This is a genomic window from Psychrobacter sp. AOP7-C1-14 (assembly GCF_052376135.1).
Taxonomy (GTDB): domain Bacteria; phylum Pseudomonadota; class Gammaproteobacteria; order Pseudomonadales; family Moraxellaceae; genus Psychrobacter.
Genome location: NZ_JBQSVH010000019.1, coordinates 27215 through 51484, shown reverse-complemented (window position 1 = coordinate 51484; position 24270 = coordinate 27215). Strand labels below are relative to the sequence as shown.

Sequence of the window (24270 nt, the reverse complement as noted above, 5' to 3'; positions counted from 1 at the left end):
ATGTGTTATCTATTTTTTAAAGCTTTTGTTCTAGTACTTCATCGGTTAACTCAGCCAGCATATCAGCAAAGATATCTGTGTCTGCAGAAGGGATCGATGCTTGTTCTTCATTATTTTTCTCAGCATGGTTATCGGATTGGCGATCTATTACAGAGTCAGGTTGGTCATTCAATACCTTAGCAGGCGTAGTAGTTTGTTGCGCTGCTAACGGCGATTCACCTGCTAATAGTCTGTCTTTTAACCATTCAAACCCATGCGCTTCCCACCATGCTTCAAAACGTGGCAGCGTGCTACCACGTACTGCTATAGGTAAATCTAGCGTTCTCAGTTTCTGCGCAAGTACAGGATCGCTAATAGCTTGATGGATACTCAGATAAAGTGAGCTACTATCATCCTTATAGGGTCGTCTATTCTGCCATGACCTGTCATCGATCTTCATACGTGGCAGTCGCCACAACTCACCGCGATAATACACGACGTATAAACGTTGTTTTGGGTGGACAAAAACAGCATCAATGGGACGCAATGGCATAGTATTAAGTAATCCCGTCAATAGAAAGTGTAATTTAGATACAGGTTGTAAAGGTCAATTCAAAAACCGTAATGAAACTTATTTCCTAGTATATATGAGTGATAGTATAAAACGACACTAAATGTCGCAAGCTTATTATAATATCGGCATCTACACTAGTAAACGATAACCATCAATGGCACACTGATAGCAAATTCGGATGTCAAAATTATGAGTGGGTATGTAGAATTTGCTACTATGGTTTTTTTTATTTGTGGCGTTCATGCTAGCAGAAATGCATCATCGTAACGACCACCAAACATGGATTTATGAGTAGCGATTTTTGTTTTGTCTAGACGTTTTATAGCATTTTTGACATTGGATACAGACATTCCATCTATAATTGAAGCCTTTTTTTATCAGTCCTAATATCTCACCTTTATTGCAATCAGATTATTGTCTATGTTCACTATTATTCAGTCGCACCGTACCGAAAACCTCGTTGATCAATTGCTTGTACAATACCAGTCCAAGGATCAGCCGGTTTTTGAACCTTTTATTGTCATTGTTCCGTCAATGGTATTGGGTGATTGGTTGGATAAAACCATTGCTAGCCGTGCTGGTATTAGTACCTTGGTGCGTACTAAATTTTGGGGTCAGTATCAATGGACGCTGATGCAAGATGTATTGACCCGCCATAATGCGTACTTACTGGCGCAAAACCCTCAGGCGACAACCCTAAACGTGCCTGAAGTGGCGGTGTTGTCACCGACAGTGATGCAGTGGCGATTGTTTGGGTATTTGACTTATTATCAGGAGTCGATCGTTGCAGAGGAAAAGCATCCAGTTCATCCGTTGCTAGCGTCTTTGATTGATGACCCACAGGTCATTGAGCAACAAGACAGCTTACAACAGGACAGTGTTCGACAGGATAAGGCGCAACAAGATGCGCGTATTTGGCAGCTGGCAAGTGATTTGGCGAGAGTATTTAACCGTTACTTGACCCACCGTGAGGATTGGCTAGCATTATGGTCGCACAACAAGCCGCTGAATGTAGATGAGTTGATAGCGGATAAAGATGCCTTGTCCCTTCGCTTTGATAAATATGCGCGCGGCACGCCTGAGTGGTTGGTTGAGCATTATGTTGAGTTAGAAATTGCCCAACGATTTTTATGGTCGCATTTATTCGCCGATGTTCATCTACATCGTGTAGCACTGGAGCGTGAGTTTTGGTCGGCTCTAAAAGATAACAAGGCCAATGAGCGCGACCAGTTACCCAAAGTACTGCGTATATTTACCATTCAACAGCTGCCACAGACTGAGCTTGATTTTTTGCAAAGCTTGTCAAAATACATGGATATCACGCTATTGCATTACAACCCATCAAAGCTGTTTTGGGCAGATATCGTCGATAAATCTTGGCTACAGCGCCAGCAGATTATCAATCCTGAGAGTGTGTTTTTACGTGATTATGGTCATAGTTTACTATCGCGTTTAGGCAAGCAGTCGCGCGATGCGTTTGCCATGCTTGCCAATTTATCAGGTAATGAACAATATGACGACGCGCTGGTAGAGTGGCAAGATAACTTCGATAGTGGTGTAGGTGATGCGCTCGTTTATGACATGTATGAAAGCGTCGCCCCTGTTGAAGACGCTGTCAGTACTCAAGATGCGCAAGGTGACCTGAGCTTATTAAAACGTTTGCAAAATGATGTGTTGATGCTTGATGAGCAATCTACCCAGCAAGCAACGGCTGCTACAGTCTCACAAGCGGTAAGTCAACAAGTAGAGCTAAGCTTTGATGAAGAGAAGCAAGAAACGGCTTGGTATGAAGATGAAGCGTTAGAGAATAAGCGTTTTGAGAAAGACCGTTTTTGGGCAATCTCCTCACAAGATAATAGCCTAAGCATTCATTCATGCCATAGTTTACAACGTCAGCTTGAAGTGCTGCGTATCATGATTGGCCGTTGGTTAAATGAACCTATCAAACCGGGCGAAAAAAAGCGCCATATCTCTGATATTGTGGTATTGCTACCGGATGTTGAGCGTCATCATGCTCTGATTGGCTCTATCTTTGTCAATGGTAGAGGTCAGGATGGTTTGACTTTGCCTGCCAAGGTGACGGGTGTTGTCGATGCGGACATTCGCCAGTTATGGGAAGCGATTATTGGTTTTTACAAACTATTGGGTAGTCATAGCGCTCGTTTTGAAGCGGCTGAAGTACTAGACTGGCTCATGTTGCCGCCTTTATTTGAAAGCTTTGGACTGACTCATGAGCAAATGAGCCGTGGTTGTGATTTGTTGGTAGAGGCAGGTTTTATCCGTGGTTTTGACGAGCTGCATCTCAAGCAAACGTTAGACAGTAATGATTACGACTATCGCTTTAGCTTTGCACAGGCACTAGACAGACTAACCCTAGGTTTAATCATGCCAGAGGCTGAGCTAAGCAACTGCTTATATGCTCTAAATGACGATGAATGGCCAAGTACGGCATTACCAGAAATGACCTTGCCATTGCCACAAGTTAGTCTAAATGATGCGTTAATTGTGGAAGCGCTCTGCCGCATTTATACCGGTTTGGTTGCACGTCGTGATGACCATACACAAAAAATGAAGGCGGAAGATTGGCTCGATCAAATTGAGACACAAGTTATCCATCGCTATTTTGGAGATGTAGATCAAACGCGTACCATGCGCGCCATCTACAATGCGATGAATGGTTTTAAATCAAGCCTACGAGCTAATCGTCATTATAGACAGTATTCTAGTGGTGCTATCGACAATAGAGAAGTAGAGCAGAGGCTGGCAGGTGTAGAGCAACTACCGCTCAAATTGAGCTTTATGCTAGACAGTATTGAAGCGGAGCTTGAGAGTCAGCAGGTCAGTGCCGAGCCCACCGGGGTAATCACCTTTGGTCGATTCGGTGCATTAAGAAATGTGCCGTTTGAGTTGGTAGTGATGCTCAATATGGATCTATCCGAGTTCCCTGCGCGTGATCGTGATAACCGCTATGATTTGATGAAAGCGACCAATGCCCGACGCGGCGATAGAGTTAGTGAAGATGATGACAATGGCGCATTTTTAGATGCGCTGCTGTGTGCGCGTAGTGCTTGCTGGATGTTTTATAACGGCCAAAGCTTGACGGACACTCATGAGCATCTGCCAGCCAATCCTGTGAGTGAGCTATTGCAGTTCCTGCAAGGAGAGGTGCAATGGCAAGTGAACTCGCTTGAAGAGTTAGCAGCATTGCCCGAGAGTATTGATCCAACCACCGAGAGTCTCAAGCGCTATCTGCCTAAATTAATTAAGCAGTGGCTAGTGACTGAGCATCCTGCATTACCTTTTCATGAGAGTCTGTTTGAGGCAGAAATTGAAAGTGATGATGTTTCTGAGCAAGCGTCTCTTAATAACAATGACAACGTTAATATTAGTGCTCAGGATACCAACCCAGTCGATATGATTGATGAGTTAGACGCGTTGTTAAATATGGCCATGCGTAAAACTAAGCTGGCTCAGAAAAAGCAGTTTCCGCCTGCACCGATTTGGCAAGCAGTTTTTGATACATTAAAAGGTAGAGTTTCTAGTGAGTACAAGGAGCTGGTTGGCCTGCCCACAAAAACACAGTATGAATCAATCGCGCAGGTGCTTGGTCAAGGCTTGGGACAGTTAGGCCAAGTAGATAGTCACACTTTGTCTGCATTGGTTGATCTGTTGACACTAGATACGGCTGCTGATGCTAGCGATGTCAATAGCATGACAGAATCGCTCGTCCAAGCACTATCTGATAGCGTATTTGATATTGGGGAAATAGATATTGAAGGGGCATTGGCTTACCAAGTGCGCCATCCTGCCAAAGCGTTCTTACGGTCTCAAAAGGTGCATGTAGTGCAAGGTGAAGAAGCATTGTCACACCAAGAGCCGCTATTTTTAGATAACCTAACTACCTATCAAATAAAAGATCATTTGATTAAACAGTTGGTTACTGATGAAAGTAAAAATAACAATACAGCGGCTGAAACCGTCACTCCAATTTTGATGTATCAAAAAATTATGCCAGCTGGTGTCGCTCGCCAAACCACATTACCCAATCAACAACAGAAACTGCAACAGCAATGCGTAGAGTTTAAAGAACAATTAATTGCTAATGGCTTTGATGAAAGTAATATTCTCGACGAGAGTGAAGCAGATAGCGCTAGAGTATTACAGCTATTGACGCCAACTGCCGAGCACCCTGTTCAAATAGAGCTAAAAAACATACTAAATAGCACTAATAGCGATTCAAAAGACCAAACAGATATAGAAGTGCTTCTCAAGCTATTGCCAAAAATCATTAAAATAAAGGGCTCAGTACCGACATCCATACCGATAGATACGTACAGCAGCCACTCTCATATTAAGCCAGACGTGCCTTATGCTAAGCAATCACCTAAGCAGTGGTTGAATATCTTGCCCAATTCTGCCAGTCCTAGGCATTTACTTAAGTTTTGGTTGTCACATTTGTATTGGCAAGTGGCCAGACATACAACTGCCGAACAAGTGGCATCAAATGACGGTATGAGTATTTGGCGCTTTAATAAGGCCAGCTCACAAGTTGGTAACTATAAAGATATAATCGCATTTAAACTAAGCCCAATTGTCTACGAAGACGCAGTAATTGAGCTGATAAAATGGGCTGTTTTTGGCAAATTAACGAGTCAAGTTCCTATCACGTTACTGCCAGAATATGCACTGAATTACCTTGATAAGTACCTAGTAGCTGAAGCAGGTGACGGCAATAGCTACTGGCCAAAACGTACCGACTTCTCAGACTGGTTAAGACCTAACTATAACTCAGACACGGTATACGATACTTGCTCGCAGCATGCCATTTGGCAATATGTGCTACGTGACCAAGATGCGTTTAAGGCGTTATCAGCGGCGTTGACTACATTAGCCCAGCCACTGTATGAGCCGATGTTTGATGCGTTAGCTAACTTAGATAGCTAATAATTCAGAAAAGTCTTTTTGCTCTCTTGCTCTAATAGATAATAATTAAAAGTATGCGCCCATATGACAGACCCTACCGACTCAACCAATACTATTGACTCGTCTACACAACCGAACTTATTTGATGAATATTCAAATGAGTTGCCTGTGTCTGCTGAGCCTAAACATAAAGCTGATGTCATACCGGCAGTTGACGTCGATCTAACGGGCAAGCACCTGATTGAAGCTTCAGCTGGCACTGGTAAGACTTGGACGCTGACAGGTATTGTACTGCGCCTACTGATTGAAGCGCGACGTGCGCCAGAGCAAATCATCGCCACAACCTTTACTCGAGCGGCCGCGGCCGAAATGCGTCAGCGTATCCACGATCGTTTGGTAGATTTTTATCAGTTACTACAATGGATCAATAGCATAAGTGCTGACACTAGTAACAAAGAGAGCCTGTACCCCAACGTACTGCAAGTCATGCCTGAAAATCATGCTGAGGATATACAAACAGACAGTGATTCAGACGCAAACGCAAACGTTGAAACGGGCATTGACGAGTTAAATCAAGATCTTGCTACTGATAAGCAAGTGGCTGCTGAGAAACGTAAACAAGTAAAAAAAGACCGTGAAGATTGGCTAGTTAATCAGGCCAAATATGTACGTTTAGATAGCATGATGCAAGATCCTATTAACTTGCATCTCGTCGGTTATTTATTAGATCACGTATACAGTTACCCTATGTCGGAAGCTATCAGGCGTACGGCACTGGTACTAACGACCCTAGATAAGCTGTTCGTAGGAACGCTAGATAGCTTGGCGCAAAAATGGTTGACGGAATACAGTAGCGAGACTGGTCACCAGCAAGGTATGGGTATTATTGAAGACAGCAGTATTGAGCAGGTGACTGACAGTATTATCCATGATGAGCTACGTCAGTTTCAGAGCCGCTTATATTATGAGCAGCCTAGACTTTACGCGCTAATGGATCAGCAAGGTAAGCTTTCTGCAGTGGGTGATCATAAGAAATATGTGACGCGCTCGCTTAACTTTATTTCTGCACCGATTGATGAAATAAGGCATGAGAAAAGCTTTGATTTTGATGCATACGAAAAGCTAATCAATGAGTTTTCTCAGTTAGATTTAGCAGATATCCAGCCGTATTTGAATCCTGATTATAGAAAGTCTCAAGGCTTCAATGGACGTTCTAACTTATTTAAACAGTTTGATGCCGTTATCGATGTACATCGAAAGATATCGCAATATCAGCTGACCTTTAATAGCTATTTAAATGAGAACGAAAACAAGATTTTGACATCATTGCAGGATGCCAGACACCCTAATGAAGATGGCAAAATTAAGAACTTTAATAAGAATAAAGAAAAGGAACATCAGACACTTTTTGAGCTAGAGACCATTAGTAAATTAATGGCTATCTTAGACATGCTTGACAGTTTAAATCAGCATATTTTGTTGGTATTAGCCAATTTGAACCGTCATATTGTGCTGGCTGTGCGTAACAGGCTGCCAGTCATTTTAGAAGAGCGTGGCGAGACAACATTTAGTTTGCAAATGGTACGCTTAAACCAAGCATTAACTGGTCGTCAAGGAGATAAGCTGGCGCGTTATATTCGTCATCATTACCCTGTGGCATTGATTGATGAGTCGCAAGATATCAATGGTGAGCAAGCCATTATGATTGAAAGCATTTATTTGCCAAAGAACAAACGCAAACAGTCGGATGGTGATAAGCAGGCAACTACTAAGAAAGCCAATCATGAGTTTCTATTATTGGTTGGTGATCCTAAGCAGGCCATTTATGGGTTTCGTGGCGGTGATGTGGCCAACTATAATTACATGAAAGCCCAGTTTGATAAAAGCGCGCTTTGGACGCTTGATATCAACCGCCGTTCAAACGCCGGTGTGATTAACGCATTGAACTGTTGGTTTGGTATGGCTAATGCCACAACTGCTGAGAATAAGCTGTCGCAGCTAGGTACTGGGATTCATTACCAACATATTACAGCAGCAAAACCGGAATATGAGCTATCTTGGTTTAATGCGTCAAATAGTTTGGATGATGTACTGGTGACAGAGGTGCTCTCTGCTCAGCCAGTAAGCTTATTGCACTTACCTTATGACAAGGAAAAAGAGTTTGATTACAACGAGCATGAAATCACAGCTCGCCATATAGCCACTTTGCTTGCTAGTAGTCAGACACTTAAAGGCAAGCCGATTCAGCCCAGTGATATTGGGGTACTGGCACGTGCCAAAAAGGATTTGAAACGAGTTGAAGATGAGCTAGTAAAACTTAATGTGCCGACCTTGACCACCAGTGATGTCAGCATTTTTGAGACTATTATGGCAGAAGATGTGGCAGCATTGCTGAGTGCTATGTTATACCCGTATCGTCATGACATGATTAATCGGGTATTGACCAGCCACCTATATGGACTGAGTATCAAAAACATCAAAGCCATGATGACAGACCATGAATCAGGCATTACCGAAGGTAGCAGTGCACCAAGCGCCCATTCAAACAGTTCTAACTCGAAAGGCCTCTCAGCTAACGACGCTACTGACAATAAAAAGAGCTATCAAGACTTTATTACCTATCTAAAAGAAGGTGCACAGCGTTGGCAATATTTTGGCATATTGTCAGCGCTGCATTATTTACTAGATAAAAGCCCCGTACAGCCGCAAGGCGTTTGGCAAGCCTTAGCTGCGCATCCAGAAGGTGACCGTCATATTATGGACTTGCGTCATGTGATGGACATCTTGGCGCAATACGGTTTAGGTATGGGCGAGTATGAGTTGCTGGCTTGGTTCAGGCAGCAGATAGATACAGCGCCCAACAGTGATTGGGCTAAGCAATATCCCCTGCCGACAGAGTCTGGCGTGCAACTAATGACCATTCATAAGTCAAAAGGGCTTGAGTTTCCTATTGTCTATGTATTGGGGATGGGCGATGCCAGTAGGAAGTCTGGCAATAAAGAAGACTATGGCCTGTATTTATATAACGCGCAACAAGCGCCTTCAGCGCTAGTACAGCAGTCGATAGACAGTCAATCAATGGGAAATCAGCGCCGCTTCTCACCATTGCAAGGCTCTGCTACGGATGAGGGCTATTATACTGATATCGAGACACAAGAAGGTTTTGATGAGATAAGGCGGCTTGGTTATGTAGCATTTACTCGTGCTAGTGAGCAGCTTTATGTTGTGCTGCGAGATCCGAGTAACAAGACAGGGTTTGAGCTAAAGCCAGTATTTTATTGGTTTGAATCTGCAGAGGCAAAGTTTGAACTACCTGATAGGCTCAAAGGTATCGTAGGTATGCTCAGAGGTCATAAAGTTAATGAGTTTTATGACAATAATTACGTAAACAATGGTGCTAACTCAGCAGGTATAAATGACAATGTTCAGCTAACCGAAGCCAAGTCAGGTACTTATAAGCCCACGACAGAGGCTATTGAATACGCGCCATTTGCAGAGGTGATGAAAACCAATTATTTTTATGGTTGGGCCAAGACCAGCTTTACCGCTTTGGCGCGTCAGCTAGATGAATCTACACAAGCAATGGCGATAGTGGATGAGCGTATTGATGATGCGATAAATATTGATATGACAGCGTCTTCAGTTTCGAAGATATCTTCACTTAATAACGACGAATCTCTCGAACAAGACAGTGAACTCAGTCTCAAGCCAGAAGATGATATCCGCTTTACCTTTGTCAAAGGTGCCAATGCCGGTACGTTTTTGCATGAGATATTTGAACAGATAGATTTCGCCAATAAAGCACAGTGGTCTCAGGTAATTGATAGAGCGATTAATAGCTATCAGTTGCCGCTCATATATAGTAGTGCGGAACAACAGGATCGTAGAACACAAAGTAAGACACCAAAAAATCGCGATGGATCCAATCTTGAGTCAATAGATACAACAAAACATGAGGCATTGATTAATTGGATCGAAGAAGTGCTTCATGCACCGCTATTAGCTTCTAATCAACCCTTGATTGCTCTTGACAAAGGTAAGCGATTTGCCGAGTTAGAGTTCAATATGGGGCTGTCAGAGAATTTTAAAGCACAGGATATCAGTAATCTTTTTCAACAGTATTTACCTGATGAGATAGATAAGCACGTCACTCTAGTGCCACAAAACAAAGCACATCTATATCGCTATCTAAGAGGTGAGATTGATTTAGTGTATGAGCATGCTGGCAAGTATTATGTGGTCGATTATAAAAGTAACTTTTTAGGAAATAGCCTAAGCGATTATAATAAGAATACACTCAAGCAAGCGATGTCCAAAGCAGGGTACTGGTTACAAGCAGCAATCTATCAAGTAGCATTACATCGGTTCCTTGCGATGAGAATCAGTGATTATGTAGGTAACGAAGATAAGTATTTAGGCGCCGTAGAGTATGTATTTTTGCGCGGTGTGTATGACCCAAGCGCACAGGCAGCTACTACCTCTATATCACAAGATGAAGTTCAGTCTAATCACGATAACTTGAGTAATAGTAGCTGTTATGGACTGGTTACTTGGGATATTCCTATCGCTTTTATCAAAGGTTTAGATGCATTGTTTGGCCTACCTAATTAATAAATCTCATATAACAATCACGTAACCAGAAGTTATTACAGCAGTTAATTAGATTAACAAAGAGATCAGTATAAGATGAGTAGTAATAAAAAAAGTAAGTCAGCCATTAGCCTACAAGAGAGCTGGGCAAATAATCTGAGTGATTATATTTTGCTACGCCGTCAACAGACGCATGTAGCGTATGACGCAGCAGATGCAAACACAAATGATGAAAGCAAAAAGGTCGGTAAGTCAGAAGACAGTGATTTATTTACTACTCTATTTGTTATTTTAGCGGCTTATTTGGAAGAAGGGCATACTGTATTAACCATTGATGCAGCCGATCATGAAGCTCCCATGCAAGGTCAAATTAATGGAGAAGACGTCACATTATATGCATGGCAGCAGCAATTATTAGAGATATTAGCAACACCAATTTTTGCACTGATTGATACTCAGATAAAAACGCAAATAGACACACAACCAGACGATGATACGACAACGGAGGTATCGCTATTTGTATTACTAGATACTCTATTTGGTCAGCGAGAGTACCTGTGGGCGCAGCTAGTACTTAGTAACCATGAAAAAAAAATGTTGCTCAAACGTTTTGATGCGATTACTCTATTGTATCAGCGCTTAAAAAATAGCGACTTAAGTACTTTCATCCATTCAATTTATGAGCATGCTTTATTTGCTAATGTTAATGCGAATACTGATAGTGATAACTATCAAAATAGCCTAAGCAAAAAAAATCAACCAATTATTTATAACGTAGCTAAAAATGAAGAGACTCAAAGCTCAAAAATCACGTTTTGGCTACATCGCACATGGCAAGCAGAGTTCAATTTAGCACAGCATATCAATCATATTTTAAGTCAGCAGATAGTGCCTTTAGACATCGTTATGCCTGAGAACTTAAATGACCAGCAGATAGCCGCTATCAATGTGGCAAACAATAATGCATTTAGTATCATTACTGGTGGCCCAGGGACAGGTAAAACCTACACCGTTGCTCAGTTAGTCATCGCGTTGCAACAAGCAACAGAAAGTAGGGGAGATCAGTCTGAACACATTAAGTTTAGTACGGACAGTGCTAGCCTAGCATTAGCAGCGCCAACGGGTAAGGCGGCCCAGCGTATGCAAGAGTCTCTGCAGTCGGCTCTAGACGGCGCAAATGTAGATCTGCAATTACAAGAAGCAAAAACCATCCATCGTCTACTAGGTATTGGTCGAACAGGTAGACCACGTTACGATGCCAAAAACCCACTAGGTGAGAGTATTATCATCGTTGATGAAGCGTCTATGCTCGGAGTTGAGTTGGCCAACTATCTTGTGAGTGCAGTAAAGCCAGGTGCTAGACTGATATTATTAGGAGATGCGAATCAGTTGGCAGCCGTCGATGCAGGAGCGGTATTGGCTGATCTCTGTCGCATTCCGCTACTGCAACCCATTCATGCAGAGCTGACTGAGAGCCGCCGATTTAGCGCCGAGTCAGGTATTGGTAAATTGGCGGCTCAAATCAATAGAGCAGAGACAAATCTTCAAGCTATTTGGCAGTTATTAAGGCAAGACGCTGCCTTAAATTTCCAATACGTTAATACGTTACAAGCGGAATTTACATTAAATAACCAGGTAGAAAATAGCCTAAGCAAAGAAAAAAATATACCAAAAATCTCAAATAATTACCAATCATACGTAAGTAAAATTAAAAATTTACTAGAGAGTGGGATGGAAAAATCCGTGCCAGAGTCAGTTAAAAATACTATTTCTTCACTGGTAGACGTATTTAATCAATTTAGAATCTTAACTGCTGGTCATAATGGTGAGTGGGGCGATCATTATATTAATAACTATCTCACTCAATGGCATATTACAGAGTTAAAGTTACCATTGGGTCAAAATACATGGTTCCATGGTCGACCTGTTATGGTGCTACAAAATAATTATGAGCTTGGATTATTCAATGGTGATATTGGTTTCTGTTTACAAACATCAGATAAAAAAAACCAATTAGAAGTTTTCTTTGAAAATAAGACACAAGGGATAGCTGTTAATTTGTTAAATGAAGAGGTAATAGCTACAGCTTATGCAATGACCATTCATAAGTCGCAAGGATCTGAGTTTGATCATGTTGCCATCACTTTTGATAATAGTCATGCAAGGTTGTTGAGTAAAGAGCTTATCTATACGGCAGTGACTCGTGCTAAAAAGCAAGTAACAATATATAGTACAAAACATGCCCTAGAAAAAGCAGTTCAAACACCGACTGAGCGCCATACTGGTTTGGCATTACAATTCTAATAATTCGTTCAGGTTATTATTAGCGCAATAAATCAGACCAATAAAAAAGCATCCAAATTGGATGCTTTTTTAGGAATTAACTATTCGATAAACAAAGTTTAATACTTAAACTTTATCTTCTTTGATTGCATAGATACCTGGCAGGTGACGCAAGTAACCATGGAAGTCCATACCACAACCATAAACATAGCGATCTGCAACATCAATACCCACAAAGTCTACGTTGAAATCTATAACTTTGCGATCATGCTGTTTATTAAGCAACACGCAAGACTCAAGTGACAGAGGCTTTTCTTTACTTAGTTCTTCAACAACTGCTTTTAAGGTAACGCCTTCGTCAAAGATGTCATCGATTAGCAATACGTGTTCACCTTCGATACTAACATCAGGCTTAAATTTCCAATCAAGATCGTTAGTACCTTCGTTATCACGATAACGGGTTGCATGGATATAGTGCATGCGATGATAGAACGTAAGGTGTGTCAATAGTTGACCAGCTGGGATCAAGCCGCCGTTCATAACGACCATAACGATTGGGTTTAGACCAGCATAGTGTAGATTTAGCTGAGCGGCCAAACGCTCATAAGCAGCAGCTACTTCGATACTGCTGATAAGGCACTCTGAGTTGCGTAATGTTTTTTCAATTTCTTGGTTACTGATTTGGGTCATCGGGTGCGCCTTTGGTAAAAAGTGCCGCTTATTTTAGCAAATTTTAAAAAAATTTCCCAATAGCATATGACTGTTGAGACAAAATTATTCCAAATTTTAGGGTTATTCTGGCTTTTCTATAATAAATGGACGGTAATAATTAGCCAAACGATTTAATGAGCTGTCAGGCAAGTCTGGTAATAGCTTATTCAGTGCCATGCTCATGCCTTTATCAATTGCCGATTTGGCAACTGGCACTGATTTACGCTTAATCATACCGAGTTTTAAAGTCTCAGCATAGTGACTAACAAAATGGGTCAATGTTTCTTCGTTCATGGTTTCGAGTGCTGTTTTAAACTTGGCTCTATCTACATGTTCAGGTGTGATAGCAGCAAAGCCTTCAACGATAGTTTTGGCATCTGTTTCTGACAGCTTGAAGCCAACACGTTTAACACCTTTATTGTCTGTAAAAGTTGCATGATCTCTTAAAAAGTTAAAACTTGGCAATACGTCTTTATTATTTTCTTTACCTAGTAATATATTAAGTAGAGTGTCTGTTGCACGTTCAATCGTACCAACAATTTTACGCATAGAAGCTTGACGCTCAGGATTTGGAATAATTTCCACCAAACCAATCAATAGGTTGTCGGTAAGGTCACGTGCTGTCTGATGAGTAAGGGCATCGCGATAAGGGTAGTACTCTATATTTTCATTTGAAGCAACGACTTGTTCGGCCTCGCTAATTAAATCTTTTAGTTTGTCCGAGGGTACGAATCCAAAATAATGTGCCATTGTACTTCCTTTATTTGTTGTTTTTTATGTTTTACTGACGTTACATTTATCGTTAAATCGGTTATTATTTGCACAAAGTGACAATCTTATACTAAATGACAATCAAAGACTCATCACATCAGACGCTAGTTAGTGACATGCCTTAGTTATAAAATACATGATTTTGTTGATTGGGAACAGTTTAGCGAATTGCTAAAATTTACCCAAATGACAGGTGAGCTGAGTCACTCATCGCACACTAATTTAGCATATTTTCCATATTTTAATCCAAAAAGCTTGAACTTATAAGGCTACCGACTACTTGTCTAGGGAGAGATAAGATGAATAGTGCTATTGTACTACTATTCGGCGTTGCCGCCATGCTCTGCGGTTACGTGTTTTATTCAAAATTTATTGCCACCAAAATCTTAGCATTGGACAGCAGTCGTCCTACCCCAGCACATACGATGAAAGATGGGATCGACTATGTTCCTACTAATAAATATGTACTATGGGGGCATCATTTTACATCGGTGGCAGGGGCTGCGCCAATTATTGGCCCCGCAATTGCAGTAATTTGGGGCTGGGTACCTGCCGTCCTTTGGGTGGTTTTCGGTACTATTTTTATGGCTGGTGTACATGATATGTCAGCTATTTGGGCAAGTATGCGCAATAGAGGCCAGTCGATTGGTTCTATTGCGGGTAATGTCATGGGCACCCGTGTCCGCAGCTTGATGATGGTTGTTATCTTCTTATTACTACTGATGGTCAATGCTGTGTTCGGCGTGGCTATCGCTAATATGATGATTAAGACACCATCTGCTGTATTACCAGTTTGGGGTGCCTTAGTGGTTGCCTTTATCATTGGTCAGTGTATCTATCGCTACAATATGAATTTGATCTGGGTATCAATTATCGGGGTCAGTGCTTTGTATGGGTTGATCTATCTTGGCCCTATGTTCCCTATTGTGTTACCTGAAACCATTATGGGTTTGCCTGATAATGCGGTATGGATCTTGATTTTATTTAGCTATGCGGCTATTGCGTCGTTGTTGCCCGTATGGATGCTGCTTCAACCTCGCGATTACATTAATGGCTTACAGTTATTTGTCGGTTTGATTTTGTTATATACGGCTATTTTTATTGGTACCCCTGATATTGTAGCACCGGCTGTTAACACGTCACTGCCAATGGATACACCTTCATTGCTGCCATTGTTGTTTGTGACGATTGCTTGTGGTGCCATATCTGGCTTCCATGGTTTGGTCGCAACGGGAACAACCTCTAAGCAGATTGATAAAGAAGAAGACGTTCGTTTCGTTGGTTACTTCGGCGCATTGGGCGAGGGTATGCTGGCGCTTGGAGCAATCCTTGCGGCTACCGCAGGTTTTGCAACTCTTGGTGATTGGCAAGCGGTCTATCAAAAATTCGGTGATGGCTCTATCGGTGCATTCATCGACGGCGGTGCGACCATATTGAATGCAGGTGTTGGTATCGACATGGTGCTATCACAGACCATGCTTACAGTAATGGCAGCGCTATTTGCTGGTACTACGATGGATACAGGTGTACGTTTACAACGTTATATTTTCCAAGAATTTGGCGAGTTTTATAATTTACCGATATTAAGTAAGAGTGTCGTCGCAACATTACTAGCCGTTGGTACTTGTTTACTACTAGCATTTGGGGCTGGCGGTATTGATGGGGCTGGTGGTATGATTATTTGGCCGCTATTTGGTACGACCAATCAGCTGATGGCTGCATTAACCTTGATGATTGTAACGGTTATCTTGTTACGTAAAGGCAAGCCTGTCTGGTTTACCTTAGCACCGTTGTCGTTCCTATTAGTGATGACCGTATTTGCACTATTGATTCAGCTTAAAACTTTTTTCACGGATGGAAATTGGCTGCTTATCATTATGGACATTATCATCTTGATCGCTACTATTTTAGTGACTTTTGAGAGTCTGTCTGTGCTACGTAAAGAATGGTCATTGCATAAAGGTAAAAGCAGTGACGTTTAAATATTAAATTATATTAAATGCCTATTTAATAAAAAACGCTAGCAGCAATTGCTGGCGTTTTTTGTATCATATAGGCATGATAGATAATAAGAGTTAAGTAGAATGCGAGTACATTATGGAAAATGAAAACAAATTGAATGAGATAGAAAACGTTCAACCGTTAGAAAGCACCCAACCATGGTGGCAACGGTTTAAGCATGGGTTAAATGAGTTTTATCATGCACCTTATCGTCAAACGATGGCACGCGCAGCACGTGATGAAGAAGATTTTTTTATGTTACTCATGTTTGCCGAGAGCTTAGGTATTGATAATCCTGCCAGCTTTTACACTTTAGAATTACAGCCATTATTTTTAGAGAACTTTCACGAATGGCACACACGTATGGGGATGGATAGATGTCCGTTCGACCACGTAGGCTGTTGCTAAAATCGCAGTGATAGAACAGTAGCTATAAAAATAATTTAAGCATTGATTGTATAAGAAGACAAGAGACGAGATAAAGCTATGGCATTACACCCTTTACATGGATTGGTAGAGCAGTTAGAGAAACAACCAATTATATTTATCGGTGGCAAAGGCGGCGTAGGGAAGACCACTACTGCTGCTGCACTAGCCAGTTATTATGCAAGCCAGCAGCAAAAGACCTTAATAGTCTCAACCGATCCGGCACATAGTTTGGGCGATGTACTGAATGTGCGGCTCAATAATGACAAAACAGTAGTATCCCCTTATTTGGATGCCATTGAGTTAAACCCTGATGTAATTGTCGATGAACATTTTACTCAAGTTGAACGTACGATTAAAGCTTACGCCAATCCAGATATGATGCCCAAAATTCGTGAGCATTTGCAGCTATCAAAATCAGCTCCAGGTGCCCAGGAAGCTGCGATGCTTGAATCTATGTGTCACCATTTAGTCGAAGCGGCAGATGCTGGGTATGAGCATATAATTTTTGATACCGCACCAACAGGTCACACCTTAAGATTGTTGGTATTACCAGAAATGATGGGTGCGTGGACGGATGGGCTACTTGCACAGCAGCGACGACAGGCCAAGCTGCGCTCAGTGGCGAACCATTTGGACAGTCACAATCAAAAGAGTAGTCAAATAACTAGCACTCAAAAGAACGACGTGGCCAATCCTTTCGCAGCCAAAAAATCAGATCGCTGGGAACAAGCCGTATCTGTATTAGAGAAACGCAAGCAGTTATTTCGTCAAGCAGGGCTACTATTACATGACCGTACACAAACAGCGATTGTGTTGGTGATGACCGCTGATGTTTTACCATTGGCTGAGACCAAGCGCGCTATCGAGCAATTGGAAGATAGTAAGCTCATGCCAGCAGCAATCGTTATTAATCAGTTGATATCAACCACGCAGTCGGATGAGTTTTGGCACCACCGCGCCGAGCGTCAGCAGCATTTGCTACAGGAGATCGAACAAAACTTTTCTAAATACCCGCTGTATCCAATCTATCTACAGCAGACAGATATACGTGGCACAGATGCATTAAGCGCATTGTTAAGTGCATAGTCAATAGCAATTTATGATTCATGCTTATATGACTGTAACTTACCTGATAGCGACCACGCCATGTCTGTGCGTAATAACTGAGCTTGTTCGGACTTGCCACTGCTGAGCGATGACCATTGCGGTTTACCACGGGCTTTTTTTAGCTCACTTGGTAATTTATGAGCTGGCCATACAGTCATTGGATTGTTATCCTCATCTGTATTATCACTATCGTCAGTTGGTGAAGTACCAAGACTGCTATTTTCGCCTTTATATAATAACTGAGTGGCGTCTGTAGCAGCATGACCACGATGACGTAAGGCCGTAAGTAAGTCTAATGCTCGTGTTGCTAATAGCGTCAACGTAGCAGGATCGATATATAGGCGTTTCACCCCAGTAATCCTATCGGCAATACTGCTAGTGTTTGATAGCAACCCGCCTGCAATACCACCTATTGCGGCACCCAATCCCAGTGTCGTACCTAATGCTGCTGCATCGATACCTAGTCCTAAAAGCGCACCAGCTGCTGCACCAGAAGTGGTACGAATACCGTAGCTCTTGAGAAGTTCAGGATCAAATGGGTCTTGTTGATAGGCTTGTAGTTCAAGCGGTGTCGCAGCGACCGCGTTATCATAAAACTTATAAAGATTGAGTAGGTTGTGCTGCATCGCACGCTCGCTTTGCCTTACCGCTTCTTGCATCTGCTGTAACACAGGCAGTGGGTCATCATCGTCATTGATCTCGTGTACAAAGGCGGCGACATTCAATAGAAAGTCAGCGATGATGATATTGGCCTCATCATAAAGCTGGGCCCAATCCTCAGTCCGCCGTTGCATCAGCTGCTCAAGCATTTCAGAGTGAGTAAGCATTGTTGCTAGGTTTTTCCATAGCCGCATCTCATCTTCAAACTCAAACGCGACCGAATCAAAACGCGTTGAAATATGCAGATTGCGTCTTGCCAGCATCGTCTGCCAGTCGTCGATATTGGCATCCTGACTGTCGGTAAAATTAAAAACAGGCATCACAGGAATCGCAGCCCAAGATAAAATAGCCAGCTCATCTTTATATTTACCCAATACCGGCTCACGAGCATCTACCACGTAGATGGCCATATCGCTGGTCAGCAGCTGACGGATGACTTTGGCTTCTTGACTATAATCATAGGGCAGGTCATAGCTATCCGAACCTTGAGCGACATCCGCTGCCAAAAACTGTTGCAAGCGCTCAATACCATCACGGCGACTGGCAGTATTATCCTCTAGCCAATCCATAAGTCCTGAAGCATCTTCCAAACCAGGCGTGTCGTATAATGCAACTAGCACCTCTCCAGTACGACTGTCTGTCAGTTGTGCTTGTTCGACGTGACGTGTGGTCGCCGCTTCGTTTTTGACTTCACCAAAATATACGTCACGCAATAACGTGCGCAATATAGAAGTTTTTCCCGTATTGGTATGACCGACGACCGCTAATTTTAGCGGTTCACCACTGGTGATGGTTTTCTTTGTCGTTCTTGATGCTGGTTCTTCTGTTGTTGATAACTCTTCTGTTGATACAGGTTGATTGTCTTGAGTAGATTTTAAAGTGGTGTCTGAAGGATGATTTGAGACATCAGATGTTGGCTCATAGGCCTTGTCCGCAAAGAGACCTGCAGGCTTGTTATTTTCATGATTAGTTTTATTGTCATTATTCATAGTAACGTCTTATATTTTTTGATAGCCAAAACACATAGTAGCCATTTATTGTAAAACAAATCTGATTGAGTATCGGTTATGAATGCGTATTGTCCATCTCATAGACTGTAATCTACACATTTATAATAATACTCTAGTCGGTTCAATATAATTTGGATACAAGGAAGACGAGTGAAAGCACTACAAATAGTAGGCTAAGCAAGACTGACACCGTATCCAATTTATAGAGAATTGACTGTATTAGACTGCACTAGGTGGCCGCAGCAGTACCTTTAGCTTTTTCTTTAACCCTTTAGCACGAAAAAACCGCTGCCACATCCGGTAAAAAACACCAAATATCAGCCCAACAATATTATCATGACTGGTTTCACCAACAGCACCATATTTGACAGGGTTGTTGACGGTATCTTCTTCTACATAAGTGCCAAACCAGCGATCGAAGATAATGAGAACGCCGCCGTAATTTTGATCAATATATTCGTCGTTGGTTCCATGATGGGCACGGTGATTGGATGGCGTGTCAAAGACATACTCAACCCATTTGGGAAATCTTCCTACGGTTTCAGTATGGATAAAGAATTGATAAATCAAATCTAGTGCATAAAAGAAGAATACCCAGACAGGATGTACGCCCAACATCATCAGCGGAACAAAAAATAACCACCAACCCGTCACTGAATACAACAGGCTTTGCCGCATCGCAGTGGATAGATTCATATGGTCATCTGAATGATGCACGACATGCGCAGACCAAAACCAATTCATACGGTGTGACGCGCGATGGAACCAATAGTAGCTGAACTCAACCGCGACAAATATAGGGATAGCGGTGAGCCATGTTACCTCAATGGTAAATAAGCGATATTGATATAACCATAAGCAGATAGGTATAACAACAAGTGCTTGGACAATCAACTCAAACCCTAAATAAGAGCCACCCAAGCTAAAATTGGTCATTGCACGGCGCCAGCTAAAGCGATTACCGTTGCCACGCTTGGACTGATAGAACCATTCTGCTAAAAATAATAAGAAAAATGGACCGCCAGCCAGCGGTAGTAGCCACTCTTGCCAATACGCGGGTAGAATACTCGCCAGCATTGGCTGCCACGACTCTGGCGCAGCCATTAATATACTTTGGTTTAACGCCTCTCGGTAACCATCCAATAATTGACCATACTGACCTAGGGTCATAAGGGAATTGTCTGCTGCCATCTTGGGCTCCTAGCCACTATAAAACATCCTTGTCATAATAAGCTTAGAGGTTGTTACTATATTAAGCATTAGAATTTATTGAGCGCTTGAGTCAACCAATCCAATTTTTCGTGCAGAGAGTGCTGTTTGCCACTGCTGATATCGAACTGCTTGTTTGTTCAGTGGCTCGTCATTGGTACGTACGTCAGATAATCCTGAAGCACTGTTGTCGCCAAGCAGTTGTATGATAAGACCATCTTTTGCATGAGTAGCGATTTGATCGAGTTTGCGTAGCGTACCGCGGTCGGGCAGTGCGTTGCTATGAATGCCGAGCAAGACTTGCACAGGATGCGCATCTAAGTAATTTTTAAGCCGTGCCATATCATCACGGTCGTCGATGATACCAAAATTCTCAACCTCACTTGAACTTTCAAAACCATGATTGCTGTTATCTAAACCTGACTGCCACCATTTGTCCTGATCTGCAGGGTATTCAAGTAGAGCAACTAACTTCTTACCAGCACTGACCGTAGCCTTTGGGGCGATAGGAGCTGGCGCCTCAGTAAAGTCATCAGCATCCACCACGTGCCGTTGCCAAAAGTTTAGGATTTTTTGATAATACGGTTGTTTAATGTCCAAACGCATTTTTTTGCGGCGGAACATCAATGCACAAAACGCCCACGCTATCGCTCGCAGTACAATACCGTACATCAGCAAGCTACCTACTAGCAATCCTGCCCATTGGCGTGCAACAGACAGTGGCATGGCATTTGTCACCAATCGACTTTGCGCGATAGCCTCACTGTCTGGCACTCCAAACCCCACCATACTCGGTAGCCATCCTAGTATCTGAGTCAAGCTCACTAGGGCCTGATCAGAGAGTAGGGTTGACTCCCAGCTAAAGCTATACTGACGTACTACCAGTAAAAATATAATCGCAAGCAGCATACCGGTCAATGTCGCAAGCCATAACTGATGGCTAAATCTACCCAAATACCAACGCATACCGCTGTGCTGCAACTGGCGCTCATACAGATCGACGGCAGCCTTGGTCACATCATCCTTACCGCGTATGAGATAACTCGGACTGACAAAGCTTGCAAACCAACTGGGGGATTGCTGATCTCGATTGACAAAGGTCATGACAAGCCAGCCACCAAGCATAATGGTATGAAAACCAAGTAAACAAACCAATACGTAAAAGAAGTTCACAACATTAGACTGCAATAGAGTAAACAATCCCAAAAATCCCGAGATACACCACACCACACTCATGACAATCATGATGCCCTTTATACGGCCATCAATTTTTCCCAGCACACGCGCAAGCGCCCCATTGCTGTCTATACGTGACGCCCGTCTATGCAGCTTTTGAATAGGTGTACCGTCCTCGCCCTGAAGTTTTTCCGTGATTAATAGCGGGTCAGTGGCAAAGACGTGCTGATCGGTCTCTAAGGATCGTACCAGCTCGGTCAGTTGATCTTGTGGTGGTAGCATAATGCGATAATATCCGTATAAAAGCGTCAATATAAGAAAAAACAGGTGTTTTAATTTTTATAGATTATTGTAGCGTATATAGAATAAAGATGACCTGTATTATTTTTATCATAGTAAACGCTCAAAAAATCAGCCAAAATGAATACATAAAACCAAATCATATTAAAAAGATGTATCAAAAAAAGGAAATGACATATGGGTAATAGAGTAAATAATAAAACTTATCTTATCATCGGCGGAACAGGTGGTATTGGTCAGGCCATGGTGCAGCAATTAATACAAGCAACGCTTGTGAATCAAACGGATAATCAATCTGATCAAAGCCATCGCACACAAATATTTGCTACTTATCATCGCAATGAGCCGAATATTGAAGCGGAAAACCTGCATTGGTTACCGATGGACGTTAGTGATGAGGAGAGCATCAAAAAAGCTGCCGAGAGCATCAAACAGGCGGTCGGTCATGTGGATTGGGTAATCAACTGCGTGGGGTTATTGCATACAGAGATGGCACAGCCAGAAAAGGCCTTGCGTCAGATGGAAACAGAGTTCTTTTTGCAAAATATGCAAATCAATGCGCTAGCCAGTTTGCTGATAGCTAAGCACATCAAACCGTTGCTTGCTAAAGCTAATCGCAGCACCAATCAACCTGCTATTTTTGCGACCGTTTCAGCTCGCGTCGGTAGCATCACTGACAACCAGCTAGGCGGCTGGTATAGCTACAGAATGAGCAAGGCAGCGCTCAATATGGGTATGAAAAACCTAAGTATCGAATGGGGTAGATCACTTAAAGATGTGTGCGTGGTCGTTATGCAACCAGGCACTGTTGACACTCAGCTGTCCGCACCGTTTCAAGGCAATGTCGCTGAAGGGCATCTGTTCTCGCCAGCGTATAGCGCAGAGTGCTTATTGGAAGTATTATCTGGTATGACTGCTTCCCAGTCCGGCAGTTTTGTCGATTGGGCAGGAGAGTCGATACCTTGGTAGTCGTTATTTTGACAGCATAGTGAGCCATAAGTCTAATACGCTGCAAACAGCGACATAAAATCATTAACCGGCGTCTGTTCTAGCCTTTCTTGATCGTCACATAGCGCAATGATTTGCTGACAACGACTGTCGATAAAGCGAGTTGCCAAACTGGCATGGAACTTTGCCTCTAAAACAGGAATGCCCTCAGCACGTCGGCGTTTGTGCCCGATGGGATATTCAACAGCCACTTTTTCCGTACTGCTGCCATCGTCAAAGAAAACTTGAATGGCATTGGCAATAGAGCGCTTACTGGGGTCATGGTAATCTCTTGAATACTGCGCGTTTTCTACCACTACCATTTTGCTGCGTAGCTCATCGATTGACAAATGCTGTTCGTGATAGTCGTCTTCATAATTCTCTGCCATCAGATCGCCTGTCAACAGTGGCACAGCTACCATATACTGCAAACAATGATCTCGATCCGCTGGATTGGCAAGCGCACCTTCTTTTGAGATGATGCGAATGGCTGAGTCGTGCGTAGTCAGGACAATTTTTTCGATATCATCAATTCTTCCTTTCACATGCGGATGTAAAATGACCGCGGCTTCACAGGCAGTCTGTGCATGAAACTCAGCGGGAAAGCTTATTTTAAATAGAATATTTTCCATCACGTAACTACCAAAATCACGCTGGAATGTAAAACGGCGCTCATCGTTAGGCTTAGTGGCCAAATCCTTATTGGTGTGGCTGAACAGCACATCATAGAATCCCCACTGCGGTGCAGTCAATGCGCCAGGGATACCCATTTCACCGCGCGCTGTTATATCTACTAGACGTACTGCACGACTGGTCGCATCGCCTGCCGCCCATGATTTACGGCTACCAGCATTGGGTGCATGACGATAAGTACGAAGCGCCTGACCATCGACAATGGCTTGTGAGATAGCTGCCATGATACGCTCACGTGGCATCTGATAAAGTTTGGCAACAACTGCTGTCGATGCTAATTTGACCAGAAATACATGATCAAGACCCACACGGTTGAATGAGTTCTCAAGTGCCAGTACGCCTTGAATCTCATGGGCCATTATCATGGCTTCAAGTACTGCTCGCATGGTCAATGGCGTTTGTCCTTGGCTGATATTTTTCTGACTGATATAGTCGGCAACCGCCAAGATACCACCCAGATTATCAGAAGGATGACCCCATTCGGCAGCAAGCCACGTATCGTTATAATCAAGCCAGCGCACCATACAACCAATATCAAAAGCGGCCTTGATAGGGTCTAGTCTATAGGAGGTGCCAAGGACGCGAGCACCGTGTGGCGTGATTTGATCGGGGCAATTAGGCCCTAAGTGCTTAGTACATTCAGGAAAGCGTAATGCCAGCAAACCACAGCCAAGCGTGTCCATTAGACAGTGGCGTGCGGTATTCCATGCATCAGCAGGGTTTGGTGATTGCTCGTCTATTGAGTAATTAAGAACGTAATCAGCGATTTTTTGAATTTCATCGTCATATTCTGGGCGGACGTTGCTTTCTACCGTCGCATCGTTTGTATTTGAACTGGCTGTATCTGAATCAGTATTTGACATGGTT

14 protein-coding genes are annotated in these 24270 nt (G+C 42.7%); 7 read left to right on the top strand and 7 right to left on the bottom strand.

From position 1 onward, the window contains the following. Positions 1 to 16: 16 nt before the first annotated feature. A complete protein-coding gene (locus ACT3QN_RS11480) occupies positions 17 to 532 on the bottom strand; it encodes a hypothetical protein (RefSeq protein WP_444522512.1) in 516 nt (171 codons plus the stop codon). Positions 533 to 973: 441 nt separating this feature from the next. Between ACT3QN_RS11480 and ACT3QN_RS11475 the strand changes: the two genes are divergently transcribed. The 3 genes from ACT3QN_RS11475 to recD all read left to right on the top strand — a co-directional run bounded on the left by ACT3QN_RS11475 (position 974) and on the right by recD (position 12370). Beyond that, positions 974 to 5497, top strand: a complete 4524-nt coding sequence (locus tag ACT3QN_RS11475; RefSeq protein ID WP_444522513.1) for an exodeoxyribonuclease V subunit gamma — start codon at positions 974 to 976, stop codon at positions 5495 to 5497. A 63-nt stretch (positions 5498 to 5560) separates the two neighbouring features. Continuing rightward, positions 5561 to 10087, top strand: a complete 4527-nt coding sequence (locus ACT3QN_RS11470) for a UvrD-helicase domain-containing protein (RefSeq protein WP_444522514.1) — start codon at positions 5561 to 5563, stop codon at positions 10085 to 10087. Between the two features lie 75 nt (positions 10088 to 10162). After that, positions 10163 to 12370: an exodeoxyribonuclease V subunit alpha gene (recD, locus tag ACT3QN_RS11465; RefSeq protein ID WP_444529216.1), complete on the top strand. Its 2208-nt coding sequence runs from the start codon at positions 10163 to 10165 to the stop codon at positions 12368 to 12370. 105 nt (positions 12371 to 12475) lie between these two features. On the opposite strand, the gene ACT3QN_RS11460 is transcribed toward recD, so the two are convergent. Both ACT3QN_RS11460 and ACT3QN_RS11455 read right to left on the bottom strand, forming a co-directional pair. Continuing rightward, positions 12476 to 13039 (bottom strand): hypoxanthine-guanine phosphoribosyltransferase, encoded by a 564-nt coding sequence (locus tag ACT3QN_RS11460; RefSeq protein WP_444522516.1) that lies wholly within the window; start codon positions 13037 to 13039, stop codon positions 12476 to 12478. A 102-nt stretch (positions 13040 to 13141) separates the two neighbouring features. Beyond that, entirely contained in the window at positions 13142 to 13810 is a 669-nt protein-coding gene (locus ACT3QN_RS11455; protein WP_444522517.1) for a hypothetical protein, read from the bottom strand. A 320-nt stretch (positions 13811 to 14130) separates the two neighbouring features. On the opposite strand from ACT3QN_RS11455, the gene ACT3QN_RS11450 reads away from it, so the two are divergent. The 3 genes from ACT3QN_RS11450 to ACT3QN_RS11440 all read left to right on the top strand — a co-directional run bounded on the left by ACT3QN_RS11450 (position 14131) and on the right by ACT3QN_RS11440 (position 17347). Beyond that, positions 14131 to 15813 (top strand): carbon starvation CstA family protein, encoded by a 1683-nt coding sequence (locus tag ACT3QN_RS11450; protein ID WP_444520435.1) that lies wholly within the window; start codon positions 14131 to 14133, stop codon positions 15811 to 15813. Positions 15814 to 15928: 115 nt separating this feature from the next. Next, positions 15929 to 16240, top strand: a complete 312-nt coding sequence (locus tag ACT3QN_RS11445) for a cory-CC-star protein (RefSeq protein WP_444522518.1) — start codon at positions 15929 to 15931, stop codon at positions 16238 to 16240. A gap of 78 nt (positions 16241 to 16318) precedes the next feature. Beyond that, complete coding sequence (locus tag ACT3QN_RS11440) at positions 16319 to 17347, top strand: ArsA family ATPase (protein ID WP_444522519.1); 1029 nt, start codon at positions 16319 to 16321, stop codon at positions 17345 to 17347. Between the two features lie 11 nt (positions 17348 to 17358). On the opposite strand, the gene ACT3QN_RS11435 is transcribed toward ACT3QN_RS11440, so the two are convergent. The 3 genes from ACT3QN_RS11435 to ACT3QN_RS11425 form a co-directional block, all read right to left on the bottom strand. Next, on the bottom strand, positions 17359 to 19017 hold the full coding sequence (locus ACT3QN_RS11435) for a DUF3482 domain-containing protein (protein WP_444522520.1): 1659 nt from the start codon (positions 19015 to 19017) through the stop codon (positions 17359 to 17361). A 240-nt stretch (positions 19018 to 19257) separates the two neighbouring features. Continuing rightward, entirely contained in the window at positions 19258 to 20229 is a 972-nt protein-coding gene (locus ACT3QN_RS11430; RefSeq protein ID WP_444522521.1) for a sterol desaturase family protein, read from the bottom strand. A 75-nt stretch (positions 20230 to 20304) separates the two neighbouring features. Next, entirely contained in the window at positions 20305 to 21705 is a 1401-nt protein-coding gene (locus tag ACT3QN_RS11425) for a DUF2868 domain-containing protein (RefSeq protein ID WP_444522522.1), read from the bottom strand. 195 nt (positions 21706 to 21900) lie between these two features. Here ACT3QN_RS11425 and ACT3QN_RS11420 point away from each other — a divergent pair, with 195 nt between their 5' ends. Further along, positions 21901 to 22692, top strand: coding sequence for an SDR family oxidoreductase (locus ACT3QN_RS11420; RefSeq protein ID WP_444522523.1), 792 nt, complete (start codon positions 21901 to 21903; stop codon positions 22690 to 22692). A 32-nt stretch (positions 22693 to 22724) separates the two neighbouring features. Here the strand turns inward: ACT3QN_RS11420 and ACT3QN_RS11415 are convergent, their stop codons facing one another. Beyond that, positions 22725 to 24266, bottom strand: coding sequence for a bifunctional 2-methylcitrate dehydratase/aconitate hydratase (locus tag ACT3QN_RS11415; RefSeq protein WP_444522524.1), 1542 nt, complete (start codon positions 24264 to 24266; stop codon positions 22725 to 22727). Positions 24267 to 24270 lie beyond the last annotated feature (4 nt).

Excerpts from the sequence above, each read along its gene's own strand:
- ACT3QN_RS11480 (WP_444522512.1), bottom strand. The coding sequence starts at position 532 with ATGCCATTGCGTCCCATTGATGCTGTTTTTGTCCACCCAAAACAACGT.
- ACT3QN_RS11475 (WP_444522513.1), top strand. The coding sequence starts at position 974 with ATGTTCACTATTATTCAGTCGCACCGTACCGAAAACCTCGTTGATCAA.
- ACT3QN_RS11470 (WP_444522514.1), top strand. The coding sequence starts at position 5,561 with ATGACAGACCCTACCGACTCAACCAATACTATTGACTCGTCTACACAA.
- recD (WP_444529216.1), top strand. The coding sequence starts at position 10,163 with ATGAGTAGTAATAAAAAAAGTAAGTCAGCCATTAGCCTACAAGAGAGC.
- ACT3QN_RS11460 (WP_444522516.1), bottom strand. The coding sequence starts at position 13,039 with ATGACCCAAATCAGTAACCAAGAAATTGAAAAAACATTACGCAACTCA.
- ACT3QN_RS11455 (WP_444522517.1), bottom strand. The coding sequence starts at position 13,810 with ATGGCACATTATTTTGGATTCGTACCCTCGGACAAACTAAAAGATTTA.
- ACT3QN_RS11450 (WP_444520435.1), top strand. The coding sequence starts at position 14,131 with ATGAATAGTGCTATTGTACTACTATTCGGCGTTGCCGCCATGCTCTGC.
- ACT3QN_RS11445 (WP_444522518.1), top strand. The coding sequence starts at position 15,929 with ATGGAAAATGAAAACAAATTGAATGAGATAGAAAACGTTCAACCGTTA.
- ACT3QN_RS11440 (WP_444522519.1), top strand. The coding sequence starts at position 16,319 with ATGGCATTACACCCTTTACATGGATTGGTAGAGCAGTTAGAGAAACAA.
- ACT3QN_RS11435 (WP_444522520.1), bottom strand. The coding sequence starts at position 19,017 with ATGAATAATGACAATAAAACTAATCATGAAAATAACAAGCCTGCAGGT.
- ACT3QN_RS11430 (WP_444522521.1), bottom strand. The coding sequence starts at position 20,229 with ATGGCAGCAGACAATTCCCTTATGACCCTAGGTCAGTATGGTCAATTA.
- ACT3QN_RS11425 (WP_444522522.1), bottom strand. The coding sequence starts at position 21,705 with ATGCTACCACCACAAGATCAACTGACCGAGCTGGTACGATCCTTAGAG.
- ACT3QN_RS11420 (WP_444522523.1), top strand. The coding sequence starts at position 21,901 with ATGGGTAATAGAGTAAATAATAAAACTTATCTTATCATCGGCGGAACA.
- ACT3QN_RS11415 (WP_444522524.1), bottom strand. The coding sequence starts at position 24,266 with ATGTCAAATACTGATTCAGATACAGCCAGTTCAAATACAAACGATGCG.